17 protein-coding genes are annotated in these 22,281 nt (G+C 59.5%); 10 read left to right on the top strand and 7 right to left on the bottom strand.

Annotated elements, in window-relative coordinates; translation table 11 throughout:
• The first annotated feature begins 34 nt into the window (after positions 1-34).
• The 9 genes from cytX to ACIGHL_RS11965 all read left to right on the top strand — a co-directional run bounded on the left by cytX (position 35) and on the right by ACIGHL_RS11965 (position 12,036).
• On the top strand, positions 35-1,303 hold the full coding sequence (gene cytX, locus ACIGHL_RS11925; RefSeq protein ID WP_446697609.1) for a putative hydroxymethylpyrimidine transporter CytX: 1,269 nt from the start codon (positions 35-37) through the stop codon (positions 1,301-1,303).
• 873 nt (positions 1,304-2,176) lie between these two features.
• Positions 2,177-3,148 carry a glycosyltransferase family 2 protein gene (locus ACIGHL_RS11930; RefSeq protein ID WP_446697575.1) on the top strand — a complete coding sequence of 324 codons (972 nt, stop codon included), beginning with the start codon at positions 2,177-2,179 and terminating at the stop codon, positions 3,146-3,148.
• 3 nt (positions 3,149-3,151) lie between these two features.
• On the top strand, positions 3,152-4,210 hold the full coding sequence (rfbB, locus tag ACIGHL_RS11935) for a dTDP-glucose 4,6-dehydratase (protein ID WP_127840249.1): 1,059 nt from the start codon (positions 3,152-3,154) through the stop codon (positions 4,208-4,210).
• Entirely contained in the window at positions 4,207-5,196 is a 990-nt protein-coding gene (gene rfbD, locus ACIGHL_RS11940) for a dTDP-4-dehydrorhamnose reductase (RefSeq protein ID WP_446697576.1), read from the top strand. Before rfbB ends, rfbD begins: the two co-directional genes overlap by 4 nt.
• 6 nt (positions 5,197-5,202) lie before the next feature.
• On the top strand, positions 5,203-6,084 hold the full coding sequence (gene rfbA, locus ACIGHL_RS11945) for a glucose-1-phosphate thymidylyltransferase RfbA (RefSeq protein ID WP_446697577.1): 882 nt from the start codon (positions 5,203-5,205) through the stop codon (positions 6,082-6,084).
• Entirely contained in the window at positions 6,084-6,629 is a 546-nt protein-coding gene (rfbC, locus tag ACIGHL_RS11950; protein WP_446697578.1) for a dTDP-4-dehydrorhamnose 3,5-epimerase, read from the top strand. Before rfbA ends, rfbC begins: the two co-directional genes overlap by 1 nt.
• Positions 6,629-7,447 (top strand): ABC transporter permease, encoded by an 819-nt coding sequence (locus ACIGHL_RS11955; RefSeq protein WP_446697579.1) that lies wholly within the window; start codon positions 6,629-6,631, stop codon positions 7,445-7,447. Before rfbC ends, ACIGHL_RS11955 begins: the two co-directional genes overlap by 1 nt.
• Positions 7,437-8,807, top strand: a complete 1,371-nt coding sequence (locus ACIGHL_RS11960) for an ABC transporter ATP-binding protein (RefSeq protein WP_446697580.1) — start codon at positions 7,437-7,439, stop codon at positions 8,805-8,807. Before ACIGHL_RS11955 ends, ACIGHL_RS11960 begins: the two co-directional genes overlap by 11 nt.
• A gap of 7 nt (positions 8,808-8,814) precedes the next feature.
• Positions 8,815-12,036, top strand: a complete 3,222-nt coding sequence (locus tag ACIGHL_RS11965; protein WP_446697581.1) for a glycosyltransferase — start codon at positions 8,815-8,817, stop codon at positions 12,034-12,036.
• A 132-nt stretch (positions 12,037-12,168) separates the two neighbouring features.
• On the opposite strand, the gene ACIGHL_RS11970 is transcribed toward ACIGHL_RS11965, so the two are convergent.
• Positions 12,169-13,305: an acyltransferase family protein gene (locus tag ACIGHL_RS11970; protein ID WP_446697582.1), complete on the bottom strand. Its 1,137-nt coding sequence runs from the start codon at positions 13,303-13,305 to the stop codon at positions 12,169-12,171.
• Positions 13,306-13,417: 112 nt separating this feature from the next.
• Between ACIGHL_RS11970 and ACIGHL_RS11975 the strand changes: the two genes are divergently transcribed.
• The gene (locus tag ACIGHL_RS11975; RefSeq protein ID WP_446697610.1) at positions 13,418-13,522 is read left to right on the top strand and encodes a lyase family protein; all 105 of its coding nucleotides are present in this window, start codon (positions 13,418-13,420) and stop codon (positions 13,520-13,522) included.
• 92 nt (positions 13,523-13,614) lie between these two features.
• Here ACIGHL_RS11975 and ACIGHL_RS11980 read toward each other — a convergent pair whose 3' ends face one another.
• From ACIGHL_RS11980 to ACIGHL_RS12005, 6 genes are all read right to left on the bottom strand, one after another.
• On the bottom strand, positions 13,615-14,673 hold the full coding sequence (locus ACIGHL_RS11980; protein WP_446697583.1) for an acyltransferase family protein: 1,059 nt from the start codon (positions 14,671-14,673) through the stop codon (positions 13,615-13,617).
• Between the two features lie 1,274 nt (positions 14,674-15,947).
• A complete protein-coding gene (locus ACIGHL_RS11985; protein ID WP_446697585.1) occupies positions 15,948-17,378 on the bottom strand; it encodes a hypothetical protein in 1,431 nt (476 codons plus the stop codon).
• A gap of 658 nt (positions 17,379-18,036) precedes the next feature.
• The gene (locus tag ACIGHL_RS11990) at positions 18,037-20,286 is read right to left on the bottom strand and encodes a secretin GspD/PilQ domain-containing protein (RefSeq protein WP_446697586.1); all 2,250 of its coding nucleotides are present in this window, start codon (positions 20,284-20,286) and stop codon (positions 18,037-18,039) included.
• A gap of 46 nt (positions 20,287-20,332) precedes the next feature.
• Positions 20,333-20,797, bottom strand: a complete 465-nt coding sequence (locus ACIGHL_RS11995) for a hypothetical protein (protein ID WP_446697587.1) — start codon at positions 20,795-20,797, stop codon at positions 20,333-20,335.
• The gene (locus ACIGHL_RS12000; RefSeq protein ID WP_446697588.1) at positions 20,794-21,387 is read right to left on the bottom strand and encodes a GspMb/PilO family protein; all 594 of its coding nucleotides are present in this window, start codon (positions 21,385-21,387) and stop codon (positions 20,794-20,796) included. The genes ACIGHL_RS11995 and ACIGHL_RS12000 overlap by 4 nt, the downstream gene beginning before the upstream one ends.
• Positions 21,384-22,277, bottom strand: a complete 894-nt coding sequence (locus tag ACIGHL_RS12005) for a hypothetical protein (protein ID WP_446697589.1) — start codon at positions 22,275-22,277, stop codon at positions 21,384-21,386. Before ACIGHL_RS12005 ends, ACIGHL_RS12000 begins: the two co-directional genes overlap by 4 nt.
• Positions 22,278-22,281: the final 4 nt, after the last annotated feature.

Raw genomic sequence — 22,281 nt, forward strand, 5'->3', positions numbered from 1 at the left:
CGTGAACAATGCAGGTCGTTATTCTCCGCATCAGATGATCGCCGCTGAGCACCGTGTATTCGGTGGGCGTGATCTGTTTTCTCTGTGGTTCTCCCTCGGCGTCGGCCTTATGGTATTGCAGCTTGGCGCCTTGCTGGCGCCGGGTCTGGGCATGAGCGGTGCCTTGCTGGCCATCGTCAGCGGCACCGCAGTAGGCGTAATACTGCTCGGTGCGGTCGCGGTGATCGGCAGCGACACCGGCTTGTCCTCAATGGCGAATCTGAAGCGCACACTGGGCGACCGCGGCGCGGTGTTGCCGGCGCTGTTGAATCTGGTCCAGTTAGTCGGCTGGGGCGCCTTCGAGATCATCATCATGCGCGACGCGGCGAGCTTGCTGGCGACGCGTGCGTTTGGTGAGCAGAGCGGATGGGTCAGCCCCGCGCTCTGGACGTTGTTCTTCGGTGCGCTGGCGACGTTGCTGGCGATCACCGGCCCGCTGACCTTCGTCCGTCGGATCTTGCGCAAGTGGGGCATCTGGCTGCTGCTCGGCGCCTGCGTCTGGCTGACCTGGAACCTGTTCGATAAGGCCGATCTCCGGGCTCTATGGGCACGTCAGGGCGACGGCTCGCTGCCCTTCGCGCTGGGCTTCGATATCGCCATCGCCATGCCGTTGTCCTGGTTACCGCTGATCGCAGACTACTCGCGCTTTGGCAAGGCGGCGCGGCGTGTTTTCGGCGGTACGGTGCTGGGCTTCTTCGTAGGCAACGTCTGGCTGATGAGCCTCGGTGTCGCCTATACCCTCGCCTTTGCCGACAGCGGCGAAGTGAACGCGCTGTTGTTGGCGTTGGCGGGTGCCGGGCTTGGCATCCCGCTGCTGCTGATCCTGCTGGACGAGTCCGAGAATGCTTTTGCCGACATCCATTCGGCTGCAGTCTCGGTTGGCATACTGCTGCCGTTCAAGGTCGAGCGGCTGGCTTTGGTCATCGGTGCGCTGTGCACCTTGATCGCCTGGTTCGCACCACTGGCGGAATACCAGAACTTTCTGCTGCTGATCGGCTCGGTATTCGCCCCACTGTTTGGTGTCGTGCTGGTGGATCACTACCTGCTCAGGAGGCGTGGCCGGCTGCAAATCGCCGGGACGATGTTGCGCTGGGAGACATTGTTGGCGTGGGGCTGCGGTGCGGCTGTCTACCATTTGCTGGCTAATGCCTGGCCCGAGGTTGGCGCCAGCCTGCCGGCGCTGTTCCTCTCCGGCGGGCTGCTGCTGATATTGAGCCGCTTTGCACGCGCTAAGGTAGATACGCTGTCATCAGCATCCCGTTAACCTGGGGATTCTGCGCTCTGTTCGCGGTCTTGCGCGCCTTGTGCGCCTTGTGCGGCGAGCCTAATCATCCGAGTCGCACCAACAGCCGCCAGGGTCGGCAGCAACTTATCGTAGGCGCGTTGCGGGATAAGGCACGGTTCTGATCTGGGCCTTCAGCATCGATCGGTTCCAGGATTGCTTTACAGACTCCAGGGCATTGTCTCGTTGCTGTAGCGATGGCGATTCATCGCCAGTTACGCCTGATGCGGTCGTATGGTGGTGCGATGCAAACCATGCGCATAGATTCAGCAACACAGGCCGTTCGGGAGGTTACGTTGAGCTTGCCGGTCGACGCTATTAAATGCGGACGAAAGCCAACTCGTTAGGAGGCTACTCGGTATATGCCGACCAGGATGGGTGGCAAGATTCGCTTGATACGTGGCGAAGGCCCATTCCAAAGGGTAATCGCGTCGAGTGTTGGAACCCCCATACCTGCGTAAGGGTGTTGACGCCCACATCGAGTTTTCCTGGCCAAGCCGGGCTGCCGAGCACAAAGCAGCTACTTGCTGTCTGTCGAAGCCAGGCCCCAGTTGTCGCCCGTCGGATATATACCTCACCCACGATAAAGCGCAGCAATTTGCAGAAACTTTTGTAGAATACGCGCCCTCTAATAGCCGCCCTTAGCCTAAGGGCTTTCGGGTAGTGCGCTTCTACTCCTTTAGCGGGCAGCCTGTATGGGTTGGAGATGGCATCAGACAGCTTTCGATAGTCCGAGAGCCTCGGGGTAGGCCAAGCCTGCAAGGCACGTGTCGATGCTGGCTTGAGTCGATTCGATCGGTGCGATGCATTGCCTATGACTAACAACACGGATGTTTGCGAGGTAGCTTTCCTTTAATGAGTTCCACCAATGTCAGTCCGCCGAGCTCCCTGCCCGCAGGTGAGGCCGGCCTGCATGTGGCGATCCTGCTCACCACTTATAACGGTGCGCGCTTCCTCGACGAGCAGCTGAGCTCGATCGCCCAACAGACTCATCGCCAGTGGACGCTTTATATTTCGGACGATGGATCGTCGGATTCCACGCTGGTCATAATCAAGCGGTTTCAGCAACGCCTGGGGTCGGATCGGGTGCGCTTGCTTCACGGGCCTCGTATCGGCTTTGCACAGAACTTCCTCTCACTGGTGCGCAACCCCGAGATCGAAGCGGATTTCTTCTCCTTCTGCGACCAAGACGATGTCTGGTTCCCGGACAAGCTTCAAAGGGCGATCACTCGGATTGCCTGCACGAGTGCAAAAAGTCCAGCAGTTTATTGCTCCAGAACGCGGCTGATCGACGAAGGGGGTAGCTTTATTGGCCATTCGCCGCTGTTCGCACGGGCACCTAGCTTCAAGAACGCGCTTGTTCAAAGCCTGGCCGGCGCTAACACCATGGTGCTGAACAAGGCGGCCCGTACTCTGTTGGCCACGGTCCCGCCGACAGCTCCGGTCGTATCCCATGACTGGCTTTGCTACTTGCTGGTTAGCGGCTGCGGTGGTCACGTGTTCTACGATGCTGAGCCGACGCTGAACTATCGCCAGCATGGTGGAAACCTGATTGGCTCGAACAACTCCATGCGCGATCGGCTTACCCGGGTACGCATGATGTTCGGCGGAACGTTTCGCGAATGGACTGAGAAAAATCTTACGGCGTTGCGCACTTGCGCAGGGCTGCTTGACGAACGCAGCGGGGTTGCGCTCGCCCGTTTCGAGGCGGCGCGAGACGCAAACCTGTTGCGGCGCCTCTATTTGCTCAAGAAAGCTGGAGTTTATCGCCAGACGGGCTTTGGTACCGTTGGCCTGATCATCGCTGCCAGCATCCGGAGAATCTGATTCATGACCATTCTTGTGACCGGCAGCGCCGGCTTCATCGGGGCGAATTTTGTCCTGGACTGGCTGGCTGTTGGCGATGAGCCTGTCATCAGCCTCGACAAGCTGACCTATGCCGGTAACCTGGCAAACCTGAAGGGCCTCGAAAGCGACAGTCGCCATCAGTTCGTCCAGGGTGATATCACGGACAAGCAGCAGCTTGCTGATCTCCTGCAGGAGCACAGGCCCCGCGCGATCATCAACTTCGCTGCCGAATCCCATGTAGACCGGTCGATCGACGGCCCGGAGGAATTCGTGCAGACCAACGTCGTCGGCACTTTCCGCCTGTTGGAAGCCGCGCTTGGGTACTACCGATCCCTGTCGGAAGACCAGGCAAGCGCCTTTCGCTTCCTGCACGTCTCGACCGATGAGGTCTATGGCTCGCTCGAGCCCACCGACCCAGCATTCTGCGAAGAAAAAAAGTACGAGCCGAACAGCCCCTATTCGGCCTCGAAGGCCGCGTCGGACCATTTCGTCCGTGCCTATCACCACACCTACGGGCTGCCAGTGCTGACCACCAACTGCTCGAATAATTACGGCCCTTATCATTTCCCCGAAAAGCTTATTCCACTCGTCATCCATAACGCGCTCTCCGGCAAACCGCTGCCAATTTATGGAGACGGCCAGCAAGTGCGGGACTGGCTCTATGTCAAGGATCACTGCGCGGCCATTCGCCGCGTGCTCGAAGCAGGCACACCGGGCGAAACTTACAACGTGGGTGGCTGCAACGAGAAAACGAACCTGCAAGTGGTGACCACCCTGTGTGACATCCTCGACCAGGAAAGTCCGCGAGCGGACGGACAGAGTTATCGTGATGCCATCGTGTTCATCAAGGACCGGCCCGGGCATGACCGCCGCTACGCAGTGGACGCGAGCAAGATCTGCAGGGAACTGGGTTGGTCGCCGGCTGAAACCTTCGAGAGCGGCATCCGCAAAACCGTGCGTTGGTACCTGGACAACCAGGACTGGGTCACTCACATCACTAGTGGCGCCTACCGAGAGTGGGTCAGCAGGCAGTACCAATGAAGATCCTTTTGCTTGGCGCAAACGGCCAGGTGGGCTGGGAGCTACGACGTGCGCTGGCGCCGCTGGGTGAAGTCATTGCCTGCGATCGCCAGCGAGCCGATCTGTCACGACCGGAAACCCTGGCACCGCTGCTGCGCCAGTGCCGACCTGATGTCATCGTCAATGCCGCAGCCTACACGGCTGTGGACAAGGCGGAAACCGACGAGGCGGGTGCAGCGTTGGTCAACGCCACGTCCGTTGGCGAGCTGGCCGCACTCGCCAAGGAACTGGATGCACTGCTGGTCCATTACTCGACTGACTATGTATTCGATGGCACCGCGATTGGGTTTCAGCGTGAGGACGGGCCAACCGCGCCTTTGAATGTATACGGCAGAACCAAGCTGCAGGGCGAGCGGCTGATCAAGGCCTCGGGATGCCGCCATCTGATATTGCGGACCAGTTGGGTATACGCCTGCCGTGGACGTAACTTCGCCAAGACCATGCTGCGCCTTGCCTGTGAGCGCGACGAGCTGAAGGTCGTGGTCGATCAGGTCGGTGCGCCCACCAGCGCCGAGCTGATTGCTGACGTCAGCGCACTGATGATCCAGCGCCTGCGGCATGATCCCGACTTCGCAGTACAGGCCTATGGCACCTATCACCTGGTGGCGGGCGGGCAGACCAGCTGGCATGAGTTCACCCGTTTCATCATCCGCACGGCGCGAGGCCTGGGTATGAAGTTCAGGGTCGAGGATGCGCGTATTCTGCCGATCCGTGCCGCCGAGTTCCCGGCGGCTGCGGCGCGTCCGGCCAGTTCGTTACTGGACACACGCAAGCTGCGATCCACCTTTGATCTTCAACTGCCCCATTGGCAGGAGCATGCCGAGCGCATGCTGCATGAAGTCGTACCGGTAGAGGTGGCCGCCCGAGTAGCGAACGAGCATCTCGACCAGGCGCTACAGCGTTCCGAATCCCCTTCCCATATTGCACTGGCCACCCGACGGCCCTGAGGACTTATGAAGCGCAAAGGCATCATTCTGGCCGGTGGCTCCGGCACCCGTCTGCACCCTGCGACCCTCGCGGTTTCCAAGCAGCTACTGCCCGTGTTCGACAAGCCGATGGTTTATTACCCGTTGAGCACGTTAATGCTTGCCGGTATCAGGGAAATCCTCATCATCTCCACTCCACAGGACACGCCGCGCTTCCAGCAGCTACTGGGTGATGGCACGCAGTGGGGGCTGGAGCTCTCATATGCCGTGCAGGACTCGCCGGATGGTCTCGCGCAAGCCTTCCTCATCGGGGAGACATTCCTCGATGGGCATCACTGCGCGCTGGTGCTCGGCGACAATATCTTCCACGGGCATGATTTCGCCGACCTGCTGCACAACGCCACGCTGCGGGAACAGGGTGCGAGCGTTTTCGCCTATCACGTGCATGACCCTGAGCGTTACGGCGTGGTCGAGTTCGATGATCAGGCCCGTGCGGTCAGCCTCGAAGAAAAACCGGTGCGGCCCAAGTCCAGCTATGCCGTAACTGGGCTGTACTTCTACGACAACCAGGTGGTCGAAATTGCCAAGGGCATCAAGCCCTCGGCTCGGGGCGAACTGGAAATCACCGACGTGAACCGGGCCTATCTGGAACAGGGCACGCTTAGCGTAGAGATCATGGGGCGCGGCTACGCCTGGCTCGATACCGGCACGCACGAATCCCTGCTTGAGGCTGGACAGTTCATCGAAACGCTGGAACGACGTCAGGGGCTGAAGGTTGCGTGTCCCGAAGAGATCGCCTACCGCAATCAGTGGATCGATGCCCAGCAGCTCGAACGACTCGCCGAGCCGCTGTCAAAGAACGGCTATGGCAAATATCTCAAGCGGTTGCTGACGGAGCGGGTGTATTGATGAAGGCGATTCCCCAGGCGATACCCGAGGTACTTCTGCTGGAACCGCGTGTGTTCGGGGACGAGCGGGGCTTTTTTTACGAGAGCTTCAACCACCGCCAGTTCGAGGAGGCGGTGGGTCGGTCCGTCTCCTTTGTTCAGGACAACCACTCCCGCTCGGTGAAAAACGTGCTACGCGGGCTGCATTACCAGGTACAACAGCCCCAGGGCAAGCTGGTGCGTGTCGTCCAGGGCGAAGTATTCGATGTGGCCGTGGATATCCGCCGCAGCTCTCCGACCTTTGGTCAATGGGTAGGCGCAATTCTCAGCGCTGAGAACAAGCATCAACTATGGATGCCGGAAGGCTTTGCTCACGGCTTCGTCGTGCTTTCGGAAACCGCCGAATTTCTCTACAAGACGACCAGTTACTACGCCCCGGAGCATGAGCGTTGCATCGTCTGGAACGATGCGGAGCTGGATATCGATTGGCAATTTTGTGAAGAGCCAACTTTGTCTGAGAAAGATGCTCAGGGTGCCAGCCTCGCTGGCGCAGAGGTGTTCGCCTGATGCAACATTTTTCGGTTACCCCTCGGGAAATGGCAGCCAGCCTCTGGCGTAACCGAGGTCTGGTCTGGGCCTTGGTCCAGCGGGAGGTGGCGGGCCGCTACCGAGGCTCGATCATGGGTATGTTGTGGTCGCTGTTCAATCCGATCTTCATGCTCGCCATTTATACCTTCGTTTTTAGTGTGGTGTTCAAGGCCCGTTGGAACGTCGGCAGTGATTCCAAAACCGAATTCGCGCTGATGTTATTTGCCGGTCTGATGATTTTCAGTCTGTTTTCCGAGTGCTTGAATCGCGCGCCAGGGTTAATCATCGGCAATACCAACTACGTAAAAAAAGTAGTCTTTCCGTTGGATGTGCTGCCTTGGGTCGCCCTTGGTTCGGCTTTCTTCCATTTTCTGGTCAGCCTGAGCGTCTGGTTGATTGCCTATGCAATTCTCTTCGGAACGCCGAACATCACAGTACTGTTGTTGCCATTCGTGGTGTTTCCGCTTGTCTTGCTCACGCTTGGTATCACTTGGTTTCTAGCGTCTCTGGGTGTGTTTTTACGTGACGTTGGGCAAGTGATAGGTGTGCTTATCCCTGTATTGATGTTCATGTCGCCGATTTTCTATCCGGTAACGGCGCTGCCGGAAGCCTACCAGGGATATTTGAGGATGAACCCGTTGACGCCGGTCATTGAGCAGGCACGTGCTGTGATGTTCCTTGGCCAGCTACCAGACTTTGCACAGCTTGCTGTTCACGGCTTGGTTTCACTTGTGGTTTTCTGGCTTGGTTTTGCTTGGTTCCAGAAGACGCGAAAGGGGTTTGCCGATGTCCTCTGAAATCGCGATCAAGGTTGAAAGCCTCAGCAAGTGCTTTCACATCTACGATACCCCGCGTGATCGCCTGAAGCAGATGCTGTTGCGAGGGCGCCGCACGTATTACAAGGAATTCTGGGCGTTGCAGAACACCTCCTTTACGGTGGGGCGGGGCGAGACGGTTGGCATCGTAGGGCGCAACGGCAGCGGTAAGTCAACGCTGCTTCAGCTGATCTGCGGGACGCTCAACCCGACGGGAGGCGAAATCCGCACCGAAGGTCGGATCGCTGCGCTGCTTGAGCTGGGCTCGGGCTTCAACCCCGAGTTCAGCGGCCGCGAAAACGTCTACATGAACGCGGCGGTACTGGGCCTGACGCGGAGCGAAACAGAGGCACGCTTTGCTGATATCGAAGCCTTCGCTGAAATCGGTGAGTTCATCGACCAGCCGGTGAAGACTTACTCCAGCGGCATGATGATTCGCCTCGCATTTGCCGTGGCAATCAATGTAGACGCCCAGATACTCATCATCGATGAAGCGCTTGCTGTAGGAGACGAGCTTTTTCAGCGCAAGTGCTACGGCCGCATCGAGGCCTTGAAACAAGGAGGCGCGACGATCCTGTTCGTTTCGCATTCGGGCGGCACGATTATCGAGTTCTGTGACCGTGCCATTCTGCTCGACAGCGGGGAGCAGCTCGCTATCGGCAAGCCCAAGGACATCGTCGGAAAGTATCAACGGCTTATCTACGCGCCCGCAGATAAGCGCGTTGCGATCCGCGAAGAGATTCGGGCCGGGCAGCGAACCCTGGAGGCAGGTGAGGCGAAGGCTGCAGGGGCCATTTCACATGCTGAATCGGAAGGGCGGCGAGGTAGGCAACATGATGGCGAATTCTTCGACCCGCATCTCAAGCCGCAAAGCACTATCGAATATGAAAGCTCCGGTGCTCGTATCGAAGCCCCCGCCATATTCACGCTTGCCGGTGAACAGGCGAATTGCTTGGTCAGGGGCCGTAGTTACCTCTACCGCTACAGGGTTCGATTCGATTGCTGGGCGACCAACGTCCGCTTCGGGATGATGATCAAGACCACTACAGGCTTCGAACTGGGTGGGGCTGCCTCTCGAACCGCCGGTGCGGGCATCGCACACGTCAAAGACGGCCAGATTATGGAGGTCGAGTTCCGTTTCGATTGCATGCTCAACGAGGGAACCTATTTCCTCAATGCAGGCGTGACCGGAATGGTTGGCGAAGAGGAATCCTTCCTTCACCGCATCATGGATGTCTGTCTCTTCAAGGTTTTGCCCAGCGAGGAAAACACCGCAACGGGCGTGATCGATTTCAATTGCATCGCTGAGTACGCTGATGCGGTTGCTTCTTTACGAGCATAGAGTTGGTATGAATTCGCAGAATCAGAAACGCATTGTCGTCGTGTTGGGCATGCATCGCAGCGGTACCAGTGCACTGACCCGCGCGCTGGTCGCCATAGGTGCCGGTGTTGGCGACAACCTGCTCCCGGCCGGTCATGACAACCCCAGAGGCTTCTGGGAAGACAAGGATTTCGTCACGTTCAATGACCGCCTGCTGGCGATGCTGAACGCCGGTTTCGATTCCCTGGCATTGCTGCCCGAGGGTTTTGAGCGGCGTACCGATGTGAGGGAGTTGCAGCTCGAAGCTGTGCTGATGCTCCGTGAAAAACTGCAGGGGAACGACCTCTTTGCCATCAAGGACCCACGGACCTGCCGCCTGCTGCCTTTCTGGCAGCCTGTATTCCAGCACCTGGAGCTGTCGGTAACTTACGTGGTCGCCGTCCGCCATCCGCTCAGTGTTGCGGATTCCCTGAGCGCCAGGAATCAGTTTCCTAAGCGCAAGTCTCTGTGGCTCTGGCTGCAACACTACGCTGCGGCAATCAATAACACCCAGGATGCGCCACGCCTGTTCATCGACTATGACCAACTGCTGGCCGCGCCACAGCAGCAGTTGCAACGGATTGCCTCACGCTTGGAGCTGGCCGCCGACAACGACGCGGCCATCCGCGACTACATCGATAATTTTCTCAGCTCGGAGCTGCGCCACGCTGCCTACACACCGGAAGACGTCCAGTTGTTTCAGGGAATGCCGGAGCCTGTCGTCCAGGCCTACCGGTCTTTACTGGCAGCCGCAGCGGATGCCGAAAGCGTAGATTTTGCGGCTGACTGGCAAGCGGTGGGCAAAGCCCTTGAGCAGCAGCACGGCATGCTGGACTTTCTCCAAGACTACGACCGACTCTGCCAGCAGCTGAATACCGAGCTGCAAGCGGCCTCTCAGCAATTGGAGTCCAGTGCTCAACAGTCGGAGCGCGAGCGTCTGGAGCATCAGGAGGCGCACAACAGGCTAGAGCAGCGTCTTATGGCCGAAACGACGCGCCTGAACGAACTGTTGGCGGTTGAGAGGGACCGTTTCGGCGAATTTCGCGACAAGGCGGCTCGCGAATTGGACGATTTGCGCACCCAGGCTGCGCGTGAAAAAGTTGAGGCAGTACAGGCGAGTCAGAACGAGATAAATCGACTGCAAGCGCAGCTGTCTCACGCAGAAAACGAGCTGCGCATCTTCCGTGACTCCAATTCCATGCGTATCACCGCCCCGGCTCGGGCGTTGGTTCGTCTGCTGGGCCGCACGGCGTCACCGCATCAAGCTAAAACGTCGCTGCGTATCGGATTAGCCAAGGTCGACCAGCTCCTGGCGCGGTCCGGTTTTATCCTGAGACAGGAAGGCCCGATATCCTTTTGCCGCAGAACGGTAGGGTATGTCAGCCGCAGCGTACGCCGGCGTCTGGCGATCAAGGAGGCTGAACGTTATTTGCCGATGGCTGCAGCAAACACCGGAACGCCGCCGTTGGTGTCATTTGTTACGCCGATCTATGACCGCACCGATGTGCTTCGCCAGACTATCCAGTCAGCGCTAGCGCAGACCCTGCCAGTGTTCGAGGTGATTCTGGTGACCGACGGCTCACCCACTCCTACCATGGCAGTGGTCGAAGAGTTCCGAAATGATCCGCGGGTACGCATTTTCAGCTACCCGGTCAGTTCCGGTAACGCAGTACGCGGGCGCAACAAAGGCATCCTTGAGGCTCGCGGTCGCTATATCGCTTTCCTCGACAGCGATGACCTAGCAGCGCCTGATCGGCTTGAGGTGTGTCTGCCACTGCTCGAATCGGGCCAAGCCGATGTGGTGTACGGTTCCTGGCGTGCAAAGCTTGACGGTACCCGGGAGATAGACGGCCTGGTCGATGGTCAGGTGGTGCACAGCCCGAACTGCGATCTGGATATGCTGCTCAAGGTCTGCGTGCCCTGCCAAAGCACCGTGATGGTGCGGCGCGATTCGCTGTTGAAGGCCGGTTTTCTCAAGCCGCGCATGGAATACCGCGAAGACCATGAGCTATGGGCTCGTCTGGCCTTCTACGGAGCCCGCTTCAAGACCATAGAGCACGTGCTGACCGACCTGCGTCTGCATGCGGGCAACAACGAACTGAACTTCAAGGACAACGATGGCCACTGGGAAGCGCTGTTGGCGCGTGAGTACCGGGTACAGGGCCCGCGGCCGAAAAAGATTGCCTTCATTCTGGCCTGCCTTGGCATATCCGGGGGGGCGGCAGTCGTCCTGCGTCACGTGAGCATGCTGATCGAGCAGGGCCATGATGCCTTCATTATCAGCTTGAGCAACGAGGGCTCCATCGAATGGTTCGGCAACCCGGCCATCCGTGTCTACCGCCTGGATGAGCTGTCGCGTTGTGGGGCGGACAACATCGATCTCCTGTTCGCCACCTTCTGGACCACCGTCGATTGGCTGGAGCGGATTCCCGCCCGCCGCAAGCTCTACTTCGTGCAGTCGGACGAGCGCCTGTTCTATGAAGAGGATGCTGTCAAGGCCCAGGTAGCCGCGACCTACCAGGGGTCGCATGAGTACGTCGCGATTGCGCAATGGATCTGCAACATGCTGCGCGACGAGTACGGGCAGCAAGCCGTGCATTACGTGCCCAATGGGCTTGATCAGGAGATGTTCTATCCTGACAGCCCGCTGCAGGAGAAGAATCCCGAGCGCCCGCGTGTGCTGATCGAGGGCCCTATTTCCGTACCCTTCAAAGGCATGGCGGAGGCCTACGAGGCCATCAAGGACTTGGATTGTGAAATCTGGATTGTCAGCTCCAGCGGTCGCCCAGAGGCTCATTGGCGGTATGACCGATTCTTCCAGAGCGTCAACCACGCCGGAATGCGGCACATCTACTCCTCATGCGACATCCTGCTGAAGATGAGTCGCGTGGAGAGTTTCGCCTACCCGCCGCTGGAAGCCATGGCCTGCGGTTGTGCCGTTGTCCTGGGTGAGGTCAAAGGTGGCGTCGAATATGCCGAAGACAACGTCAACCTGCTAAAGGTTGGGGCGGGGAGCGTCGATCAGGCGCGGCAAGCCGTTGCGCGGCTGATGGCGGATGAGTCGTTGCGCAAGCGTCTGCAACTGGCCGGTTACGAAACGGTGCGTAACTGGAGCTGGGAGGCGTCCAGCACCGCGATGACCGCCGTGCTGAGCGCCGATGCCGGCAGAACGGTGACCGGCGCTGCCGCTGAGGATCTAACGGTCGTCTGACCGCCCGCCGCTCCGATGGCGGAGACCGCAAGATAGCGGCTCTCCGCGCCGGCCTTGCCATCAATCGATGGTAAGTAAGGCCAGGCGAGCGCTGTCTGTTCCTGCCCTGGCTATTGTGCTGCTCTGAGAGCGTTACTCTGTTCGAGGGGGCAAGCCGGGCGCTCTCGCTGTCAGCGGCTCTTCAGTGGCCAAGCCTGACAACGCCGGTTCCATGACCGGTTGCATTTCGTCTACTTCGCGACGCCTGGCTTCATTGGCGTAGTGCTTCACTATCGTGTTCTTGAAGGGGATCACCACATAGAGCGAAAACGACAATGTCACGACGGTGAAGATGATCGCCGAAAACGCATTGTTTATGCTCAGCGTCAGGCCCGCCGTCGTGATCGACGAAATCAGCACCGTGCGGGTAATGGTTTCGAGCCCACATAACGTCAGTGTCTCTTTGCCCAGGGCTGTGGCGTACCGCAGCCCTGCGAGCGAATACGCAACGAAGAAGTGAAAGACGATCAGTGCCAGAATCAACGGCAGATTGAAGATAAGACGGACAGGATTGGCTAGATCCCATCCCAGAGCGGAGTAGGGATAGTTGATGCCTTTCAGGAACGTCATCAGGACTACCGCCCCGGTGCAGCCGATCAGTAGCAACCCGCTTGGGTTGTTCATGTGCAAGCGCAAGTCCAGGTGCTTGATCCAACCGAAAGACAGCCAGCCCAGAAAGTAGAACAAGCCGTAATACATGGCGCTGTCCACGTTCAGCCACATCCGAGGGGTCTGGGCCGGTGGTGAATCCAGGGCGAACAGGCTTGCCAGGTACAAACCGACGAAGACGCACGCCAGCCCGGCTCGGGTGGTGGTGATGGTGCAGGCAGCACGGAAAATCAGCGCAGTGACGAAAATGCAGGGCAGAAACCAGAGGCTTGGCCCATAGGGGGTTTCGTTTCGTACCCCAAGCAATGCCTTCAGCGCGAGGCTGGCAACTACGCTGAAGCTGTCCGTTGCCGGAATACAGAGCAGATACACCACGATGGACAGCAGCGAATAGACGAAGTAGGGAATCATCAACTGCTTGAACTTATCGATCGTGAACTGCCTGAACGAAGTGCGCGTGCGGGTGCTCGCAAAGCATCCGGAGATGAAAAAGAACAAAGGGACGTGAAAGGAAAAAACGAAAGGGTACAAATTGCCAGCGCTGCCGCCCAAGTGGCCAAGATAGATGTAGAAAATGCCGACGAATTTCAGTGAATCGATCCAATTGATTCTTCGTTCCATGAGCTTGCCTTCTCTCGATAATTAGGCCATCTGCGCCGCTGTGTAGCGACGTTATAAGTAACTTTCCGTTCTGAATACAGTTCGGCGACGTGCTGTTTAAAGAGGGGTATGAATCCTTGAGCCTTCGGGCAGCTCGATCATGCCAGGCAAGGTCAACCCGACGCAGTGCGATCTACTGGGGCAAATAGCCAGGCAATTAGGCAGGGTGCAATGCTGAGAACGCAGTCGTCTGTTGGACTGCCAATTTGAACTACCTTTATGTGCGTTGCGGCAGCGGCAGCCAACAGATCGTGCCACTTGTTGTATGAGCTAACGAACAGCCGGCTCTCGTTGGATGAGTTTACGAATGGCTCGGGACAAACGGTGGCGAAACTGCTCGGCGGGTTGCTCAAGGAGCCGATAACCCAGCATGCCGGCCAGCAAGGCCAAGATCACTGCGGCGAGCATGGCGATGAGGCTACCTTGCCAGTATCTTGCCAGAAGACTGAAGACCAACCAATGAAACAGATAGGTCGAATAGCTGATCGCGCCCAGCCATGCCATCGGCCTGCTCATTAGCAAACGCCCAGCGAGCCCGTGGCCGTCGACCAACAGCACAAGAAAAATCGCCCACAGTAGGCCCAGGTAAAGGTGTTTGTTCATGAGGGCCATTGACGGTGGCGTGTCAAATAACCACAGGCGGGTACCCGGCAGAGCGAGCAGCAGGATCAGCAATGTGGCGAGTGCGTAGGGCGTGGCGACGCGTGCCCGAGGCAGTTGTCGCAGGCGTTGTAGCAGCAGCGCGGCGAGGATGCCAAACAGGAATGCAGGCAGATACCAGCGAGTTTCAGCCGAGTTCTCGGGCGTCTGCCAATAAGGCCATAACACCTGCTGTAGGAGCAGCAGCGACAATCCGCCGATGGTCAGCGTGGCGTGGCCATATCGGCGTAGTAGCCACAGGCCGGCCCAGGCCAGCGGCGGGAGCAGCAGGTAAAACTTGAACTCCACCGGAATCGTCCAGAGGTGAATGAAGCCTTGCTGGAAAGTTAGGGCGGCTTTCAATTCGGTGGCTGTTGTGATGCCGATCCCTGCCCAGTAATACAGCAGACAGGCCAGAAAATAGAGCGGCAGAACGCGCAGTGTGCGCCCGAGCGCGTAGTCGGCGAGGCTCGACAAGCCAAAGCCGCGCTGTTGCAGGCGCAGCGTAAGCAAGAAGGAGCTGAGGACAAAGAACAGCCAGACGCCGTATTTTCCGGCTCCGCGTGTCAGTGGAAAGGTCGCCGGGTAGAAGTGGCTGAACGCATGAACCAGAAGCACCAGCAGGCAGGCCAGGCCGCGGATGCCGTCGGCGGCGGGCAGGTTTCTAGGCGGGCTGGGCTGCGCAGGCATGGCACGCTCGTGCGAGATGCAGGGAAGTTGATAGCGCTGACACGCGCGGGCGGGCGGTGATTGTAACCAATGCGCACTCCAGTGTCTGGTTGAGTCTGAGATACGATCCCTCCCGTTTCATCACTCTGTGCGCCTGTCTGTACTGAGATTGCGTACTTCAAAGAGGGCTCGCGCGCTTACTGCGGTAGGCCGATAGCAGCAACCGTTTTCTCTGTTTATGCACCAGGTCTTGCGGTCGCTGAAGCAGAAACGCTGATGTTCATCTGGGGAATGAGAGCGCCCAGACGGATCTCAGCCAAACGAGTCCGCCGACGCTGACGGGCTTTGTTTGCGGGGCCAGCCAGCCTGCCCGGGTATTACTCGCCGGCCAAGCATGAGCGCCATCTCAGCGTCCACCAGGCCAAGCTCCAGCTCCTGGCGAACCAGTTCACGGTAGGCTGCCTGGTGACTAGGGGCATCAAACCCTAGTACCGGTACACCTAGTGGGGCTGAATCAGCATACTCAACTCTCCCTGAGCATCGGCCCGATAGCTCGATCAGCGATAGTCCGCAGGCTGCATCACCATGGCGGCCCGTACCGGATTCGACTCGACGTAACGCGGACTAGCCAGCATATGGCCCTCTGCCTGTGTCAGGCAGGAGCGATACAGGCCCTCCCACAGCGTCCCACTACGCCGATAGGCGCGATTGAAATACTGCACGTACGTTGCCCGAGTGCTTCATCAGTTCTCCCGGCGCCTCGGCACGTTAGGCGCTAATCAGCAGATGAACATGATTGGCCATCAATACATAGGCATGGATGCACAGTTGGTTTTACCCGCGTATTCATGCAGCAAGTCGAGGGAAATCGCGATGTCTCCGTCTGCAACGAGGCAGACCTGCCGATTGCTGCCGCGCTGGGTCAGGTGGAGTGGCAATTAGGTAGGGTAAGGCGCGGACGGCGGGGCATGGAACTGCCCGTGGGATGCGGGCCGGTAGATTAGCGTGAAGGAAGGTATGGAAAACGCGGTCTGTCCCATATTTACTACTGCAATGGCTTTCAACGAATGTGCTGGAGGCCCTCTGGCCAGTCATCCATCACATAGATCACAACGCGGCAGCGCGCCGCAAATAAATGATGGCGGGATTCTAGAGGCAGAACGAAGGGGCGTCACCCTGTTCGGGACGGCTGGTCGATGCGGGGGTGAAGCGGGGATGGAAATGGACTACCGATGAATAGAAAAGGCAGCCCGAGGGCTGCCCTTTCATTCAGCTAAACCGCTTTCAAATGAAGCTTAGAAAGTGGCGAAGCTGTTGCCGTCTTTGGCAACGGTGTAGCTCTGAACGCTCAGGCCGTAATCGTTGGCATTGGTGGTGTTACCGGTAGCCGGGAACTCACCGTCAACCAGCAGACGCAGCTTGCCTTCACCGGCCAGTACCAGCCCTTTGGCGGCGGCAGCGTCGAAGATCTGCTTGACGCTGATCTGAGTGGTGGAGGAGCGAGCTGCCAGAGTGGCGGACTGGCCAGCGACGTCGCTCAGGTTGATGGTCTGCTGGGCGCCATTGTCAGCGATGACGGTGATGTAAACATTACCGGCAACGTTGGTTTTGTTGGAGATGCGAACGAAGTTCTCGTAAGCGCCACCCGGCTTCAGAGCGAGGTCAACGTACTGGGAAGCGCCGTTCTTGGCCAGCTCACCAATCTTGCCGATGTTTACGCCAGCAGTAGTAGTGTTAGCAGCCGGAACGACCTTGTAGTTGGCGGTGTAGCTGGACGGTGCGATGGTGTTGGCTGCGCCGCCGGCAACGTGGTAGACAACGTCAACATAAGTCGGAGTGGCCGGGTTGCCTTGCACTGCTGCGTCGATGACGAAGGTTGCTTTGGTAGCGGTCAGCGAGCTAGCCGAAGTGCCATTGATGTCGATTGCACCACCGCCGAGTTTCACAGCATCTGGGACCAGCGCGCCAGCAGTTTTCAGACCTGCCGAAAAGTCGCCTTCAACTTCCAGCGCGGTGCCTGCACCAACGAGGCTGGCCAGAGCAACGGGCGCCATGCTGTAGTTAACCAGGCCAGGAACTGCGTCGATGGCCACTGCGCCGATCTTGGCGCTGTTAGCATCCAGAGCGCCAGTGAAGGCGGTGGAGGTTGGGTTGGCAGCAACATCGATCACACGCTGGACACTGAAAGGCTGGAAGGTAGCAACCAGGCCAGTGCCGAATTTGATGTAAGGCTTGGCAGCTACGTTGACCAGTGCATTGGTGCCATTGACGGCATCAACAGCGGTCTCGAAAAGCTGATAGCTAACGCCGACTTCGTTTTTGCCAGTCAGGGTCAGATTGTTGAGGGACAATACTACGTCGGCGGCTGGTGCCAGGTTGTTACCGGGGGTGACTTCCATGATAACGAAGTTCTGACCAGCTCCGCCTTGGGAGAGTGCGCCGTCGACTGCTGGATTGACACCATCATTGACCTGCAGAGTCGGAGCGGCGGTGAACTTGGCACCGTTCGTCAGCGAGACCTTGATGTAGCGCTGAGTCGCGGTGGTAACCGAAAAGCCCAGGTCCCAAGTCAAGGTTTCTGCGGTGGTAACCAAGTTGTTTGCCGGCAGGGACAACTCGGTCGCGATGGTGTTTACGATCGGAGTAGTAACGGTGAAGTCAACGTTAGCTGCGAATGCGTTAACGCTCAGAGCAGAAACTGCCAGGGCGAGTAGTGTCTTTTTCATGATGCGGAGTCACTCCAAATGTTGTGTTGGTTCGAAGTCCTTCGAACCGTCCTTTCACCTGCCGTTTACGGGTGCTCGCTCTCTTCCGGAAGGGAACGAGCGGCATTCGGCGGGTGGGTCTCCCCCCAAGGGTTGGCCGAGGTGGATGATATCGATCCGGTATCAAAGTGCAAGCACAAGGATTAGCCGTGCGCTTTAATCGACTAGATTTTGTCGTCAACTTCGCGGCTGAAATATCTTGAAACCCTGATTTTACGTGGGTTTTCCTAGTTTATGGCCGTTTGTCGGCGACTCAGGGGCGGCCGCTTGTAGATTGACGCCTGTTATTCGTTGTCGCTGTTTTGGGATTAATTCTCTGTGCCACTACAAGGTCGAGCATCGCAGAACGTTATATGCGGTGCCGGTTGGCCGGAGGGGAGCAGGCAGGCGCCTCAGTTCGCGGGGGTGGCCCGCTCCTACAAGGGGCTGCGTTTGGGGTGGGTTGTTACGGGAGGGGCTCGTCCAGGTGGGTTGGGTAATGCCTGGAGGGGTAGGCGGATTGGTTCGCAGGTGTGGTGTGGCCGCTCCTGCGGGCGCAGGGGCGTGTCGGGGGGCGGGGCCAGCGCGGTACCGCACGGCAAGGCCCCGGTGCGCGGCCTCGGGCCGCGCATGTGCAGGGTCAGGGGATGATTGCAGGCGAGACCGGGGCTGCTGGCGGGGTGGGATTGGCCTCGGGCAGCTGGTTGAAGCCCCGGCGCTCCAGGTTCGGCGCGCTGTTGAGCGGCAAGCGGTCGCGGTAGCTGCGCGTCAAGCTCTGGGCCTCATCAAAGTCGCGGATGATGTAGGGGATGATCATCACAATCAGCTCGGTGCGGTTTTCGCTGGCGCTCTGGGATTTGAACAGGTTGCCCACCCAGGGGATATCGCCCAGTAACGGTACACCGGTTTCGCCGCGGCCCTTATTGCTGGAGATCAGGCCGGCCAGCATCACCGAGCCGCCGTCGCGCAGGGTCAGGGTGGTTTCAACCTTGCGGTTGTTAATAACGGGCGTGAGGCTTGCGCCGGTGCCGGTGTCGGTGCTTTCGGACAACTCCTGGCTCACCTGCAAATCAACCACGCCGCTGGCCTGCACCGTGGGCTTGATGCTGAGCAGCACGCCCGTTTTGCGGTACTGCACCGTCTGGGTGATGGGCGCGCTGGCGGTATCGGTGGATTGCGTTGTGCCGGTGACTACCGGAATCTCGTTGCCCACCTCGATGTGGGCTTCTTCGCCGCTGCGAACCATCAGTTTGGGGCTGGAGCGGATCACCGCTTGCTTGTTTTCGTAGAACGCGTTGAGCGCTGCCTTGGTCTGGCCTGCGCTGTTCAGGGCGCTAATGTTCAGGCCACTGGCGCCGATGCCGTTGGCCGTACCGAGAATCAGGTCCGTCGCGCCGATGCTGGCAGTGATGTTGCGCCAGTCGATGCCCAGGCCTTCGCGATCATTGATGTTCACCTCCGCCAGCAATACGTCGATCATCACCGAGGGCACGGGGCGGTCCAGTTCTTCGAGTAGTGGACGCAGCTGTAGCCACTGCTGGCCGCTGCCCTTGTAGATGATGGCGTTGCGATTGGCATCCACCACCACGTTGCCTTGGCCTGAGTTGCCTTCAATGGTCCGTGCCCCATTGTTGCGGCTGCCGCCAGTATCGCTGCTGGCCGAGCTGCCAAAGCCCGTGCTGCCGGTCAGGTTGCCTGCGCTGGTGCCGGTGGCGCTGCTGGTATTGCTGTTGTTCAGGCCGGTGTCTGGAATGCTGGCGCTATAACCGAGCGCGCCGAGCATGGTGGCGATGCCGGCGGCCTGGGTGTTGCGTACCTGATAGACGAACAGGCCGCTTTCCACCTGCTCCTGGCTCTGGCGGTCAAGCAGTTCGACCCAGTGGCGTGCGGTCGTGAGAATGGCGGGATCGGCGGCAAAAACGATCAGGCGTTGCAGTTCCTTGAGCTTGAGCACGACAACGCCCCCAAGCGGTGGATTTTCAGAAACGTCATAGCCTTCGGCCTGTAGCACCTTGACCAGCGCAGTGCCAAGGGCCTCGGCCTCCGAGTAGACCGGGCTGATCGCCATGCTGTAGCTGCCCTTGAGCGCCGGCTGGTCGAACAGCTCGACGGCCTGGCTGGCCTGACGTATCAGTTCAATCGGGCCGCGCAGCATGACTGCGTTGCGCAGTGGGTCGCTGCTGATCTGCAGGCTGGTGCCGGTAAACATATCTTTCAGCCAGAGCACCATGGAGTCGCTGCGCACTACGCGCATCGGGATTTGCTGGAACACCGGGCGGTGCGACATAGGGACATCGGGCAGGGCGCTGCCGCTGACCAGCAGCGGCAGGCTGTCATTGGCGGTGTTGTCGGCTGCCTGGAAATAGAGCACGCCTTCGCGCTCGGTTATGGCAACGCCATAATCATTCAGCACAAAGCGAGCAGTGGCGAAAATGTCCGCTGGGGGTTGGGGTTCGTTCAGGCGCAGCGATACCAGGTCGCTCTTGCTCTGAAGCGCCGGAGCGATGCTGAAGGACAGCCCCAGGCGGTTGCCGAACACTTCGTTGATGAAGGCCGGCAGCGGAAAGTTGTTCAGGTTGAGGCTGATCGCCGGGCCAGTGAGATGCTGGCCCAAGGCATCGGCGCTGGCCTCGACATAGGTCGGCCCCTTTCGCACCTGACCGGGGGTGGTCTGGAAGCGTTGTGCCTTGAGCGTCTGTTCGTCACGCACCGAGCCCTGCTGCAGGTTGGCATCGTAGGCTTCCAGTTGCTGCGGCGGGCGAATGGGTTCGGGCAGTGGCGTGGGGCTGGGGTCAATGGCGCAGCCGCTCAGCATTACGGCCAGCGTGAGCAAACTGAGAGGGAAGCGCGAGAGGCGGCAGCGGAGCTGACCGTGAGCGTTGATTTTCATGTGAGTTCTCATGATGTCGGCAGCCCCGGTATGTTCCGGGGTTGTTCTATTCTGCGGCGGGTTCGGGATAGAGCGGCAACTCGCCAGTGCCGCCTTCGTCATCCCGCCAGAGCAGGGACGTCGGCTTCAATTCGCTTACGCGGCGTTGCTCATCCAGCCGGTCACCGGGCCTGAGCGTGACGATATTCTGCTGCGGGTCTTGCACCAGGGCGCTGAGGCTGCTGCCCTGGCGAATCACGCCGATCAGCTTCCAGTCATGCTGTGTCGCCCCACGCTGGCTATCGGCTGACGCCGGGTCCGCTTCAGTGCTGTTGGTCGGCTTTTTGCCCGGCCAATAGTTGGCAAGGTTTTCCGGCAGCTCGGCGCGTGGCGTCTCGCTGGCGGCCTCAGGCCAAGCCCAGCCTTCTTCGGTATCCTGCAGGGCGCTGGGCGTCGGCTGTGGCCAGAGGTAGCCGATCAGCGGCAGGCCGAGCACCAGTGTCAGTGCAGCCAGGATCAGTCGCGCATTCATTCGGCGCTGCTCCAAGGGCGGTGCCAAGCGGTGCCGATTAACGAGAAGACCAAGTGGCTGTCGCGCTGTGCCTGCACGTTCAGGTTGTCGATGCGATAGGTGGGTTTGCCGGTCTCCATGGCAGTGATCAGTGCATAGAGCTGTTCGCCCTGTGCATTGCCCGCCAGGCGCAGTTGCAGCGGAATCAGTCCGGTTGCGGGGTCGGCCTTGCCCGCGGTCGAAACCTCGATGCGGATCTGTTCGAGGTTCTGTTCGGCAAGTAGCGCCTGGGCGCTGGCCTGTATGTCGGCGCGGGCAAAGGCTTCACTGTCGGCACTGCCGAAATGGCGCTTGGCCTGATCGTCGAGCCGGGCATGCGCCTGGTCAAGGCGCTCGACCCATTCGTCCTGCCCGGCCAGCTGGCCGGCATCAAGGAGTTGTTCCTGGAGATCGCGAATGGCCTGCTGTTGCTCGCTGCGCGCATCGCCCAGCAGCAGGTTCAAATACAGCAGGGCGATCAGTGGGATCGCCAACACGCCCAGGCGCAGCCGCGGGTTGGCCTCGAGTTGTTCGCGCGCCTGCGCCCATTCACGCTGCAGCCAGGCGCTCATCGATTGGCTCCGCCAGCAAAGGGGACGGCCTGCAGCGTGACCATGCTGTTACGCGGCTCGGGTTGTACCTGGACGCTATCGACCAGCCCGGTTTCATCCAGGCGGCGGACGTAGTCGCGCGGGTCCGGGCTCGGGTCGAGGAGGAAAATCTGCAGGCGGCCGGGCTGGTAGTCGTAGCGCTGCCAGAGGCTGGCGCTGGATGGTAATGCTTCGCCAATACGCGCAATCAATTCGCCCTGGCTGTGGCTGAACAGTGCTTGACGGGTGAGCCAGCGGTCACGGCTTTGTAGGACGCGCCGCCGCGCTTGCGCCTGGAGTTGGCTGCCTTCTTCGAGGTCCGACAGTTGGCTGGCGAGCCGTTCCTGCTGGCGGCTCAAATCCAGCCAGGCACCGGCCTGGATCAGTAGGGCCGCGAACAGAATGGCGGCGACGCCCGCCAGGGCCATGCGTTGCACGAGCTGGCGATCGGCTGCCTGCAGCGGGCTGCGTTGGGTCAGGTCGAGCTCGAGTTGCGGCAGCTCGGATGTGGCGTTGGTTGTCCAGCGGCTGTCGATCAGCTGGCCGTCTCGCCAGCGCTGCCATTCAAGCCCATTGATGCCTGACACCATGCGTTCGCCGTCGGTGAGCGAGTTGGTCAGGCTCAGCGCGGAATCCGGCAGGATGCTGTAGCGCGCGGCTTGCGGCGCGCGCTGCAGCAGCGCGGCCTGGTCCCAGATCCACAGCTGAGCACGCCCGTCCTGCCAGTTCGCGTAATGGCCAGGCTCGCTGAACGGGGATAGCAGCAGTAATTGTTGCTGGAGCGCTTGGGGGCGTTTGCTTGCAGGAATCTTGCTGAAATCCAGATTGAAAAAAAGACTTAACTCTCTCGACAGCAGAACGCGAGGCCGCAAGCCT

The sequence above is a fragment of the Pseudomonas sp. NPDC077451 genome, assembly GCF_044543345.1.
GTDB lineage: Bacteria > Pseudomonadota > Gammaproteobacteria > Pseudomonadales > Pseudomonadaceae > Stutzerimonas.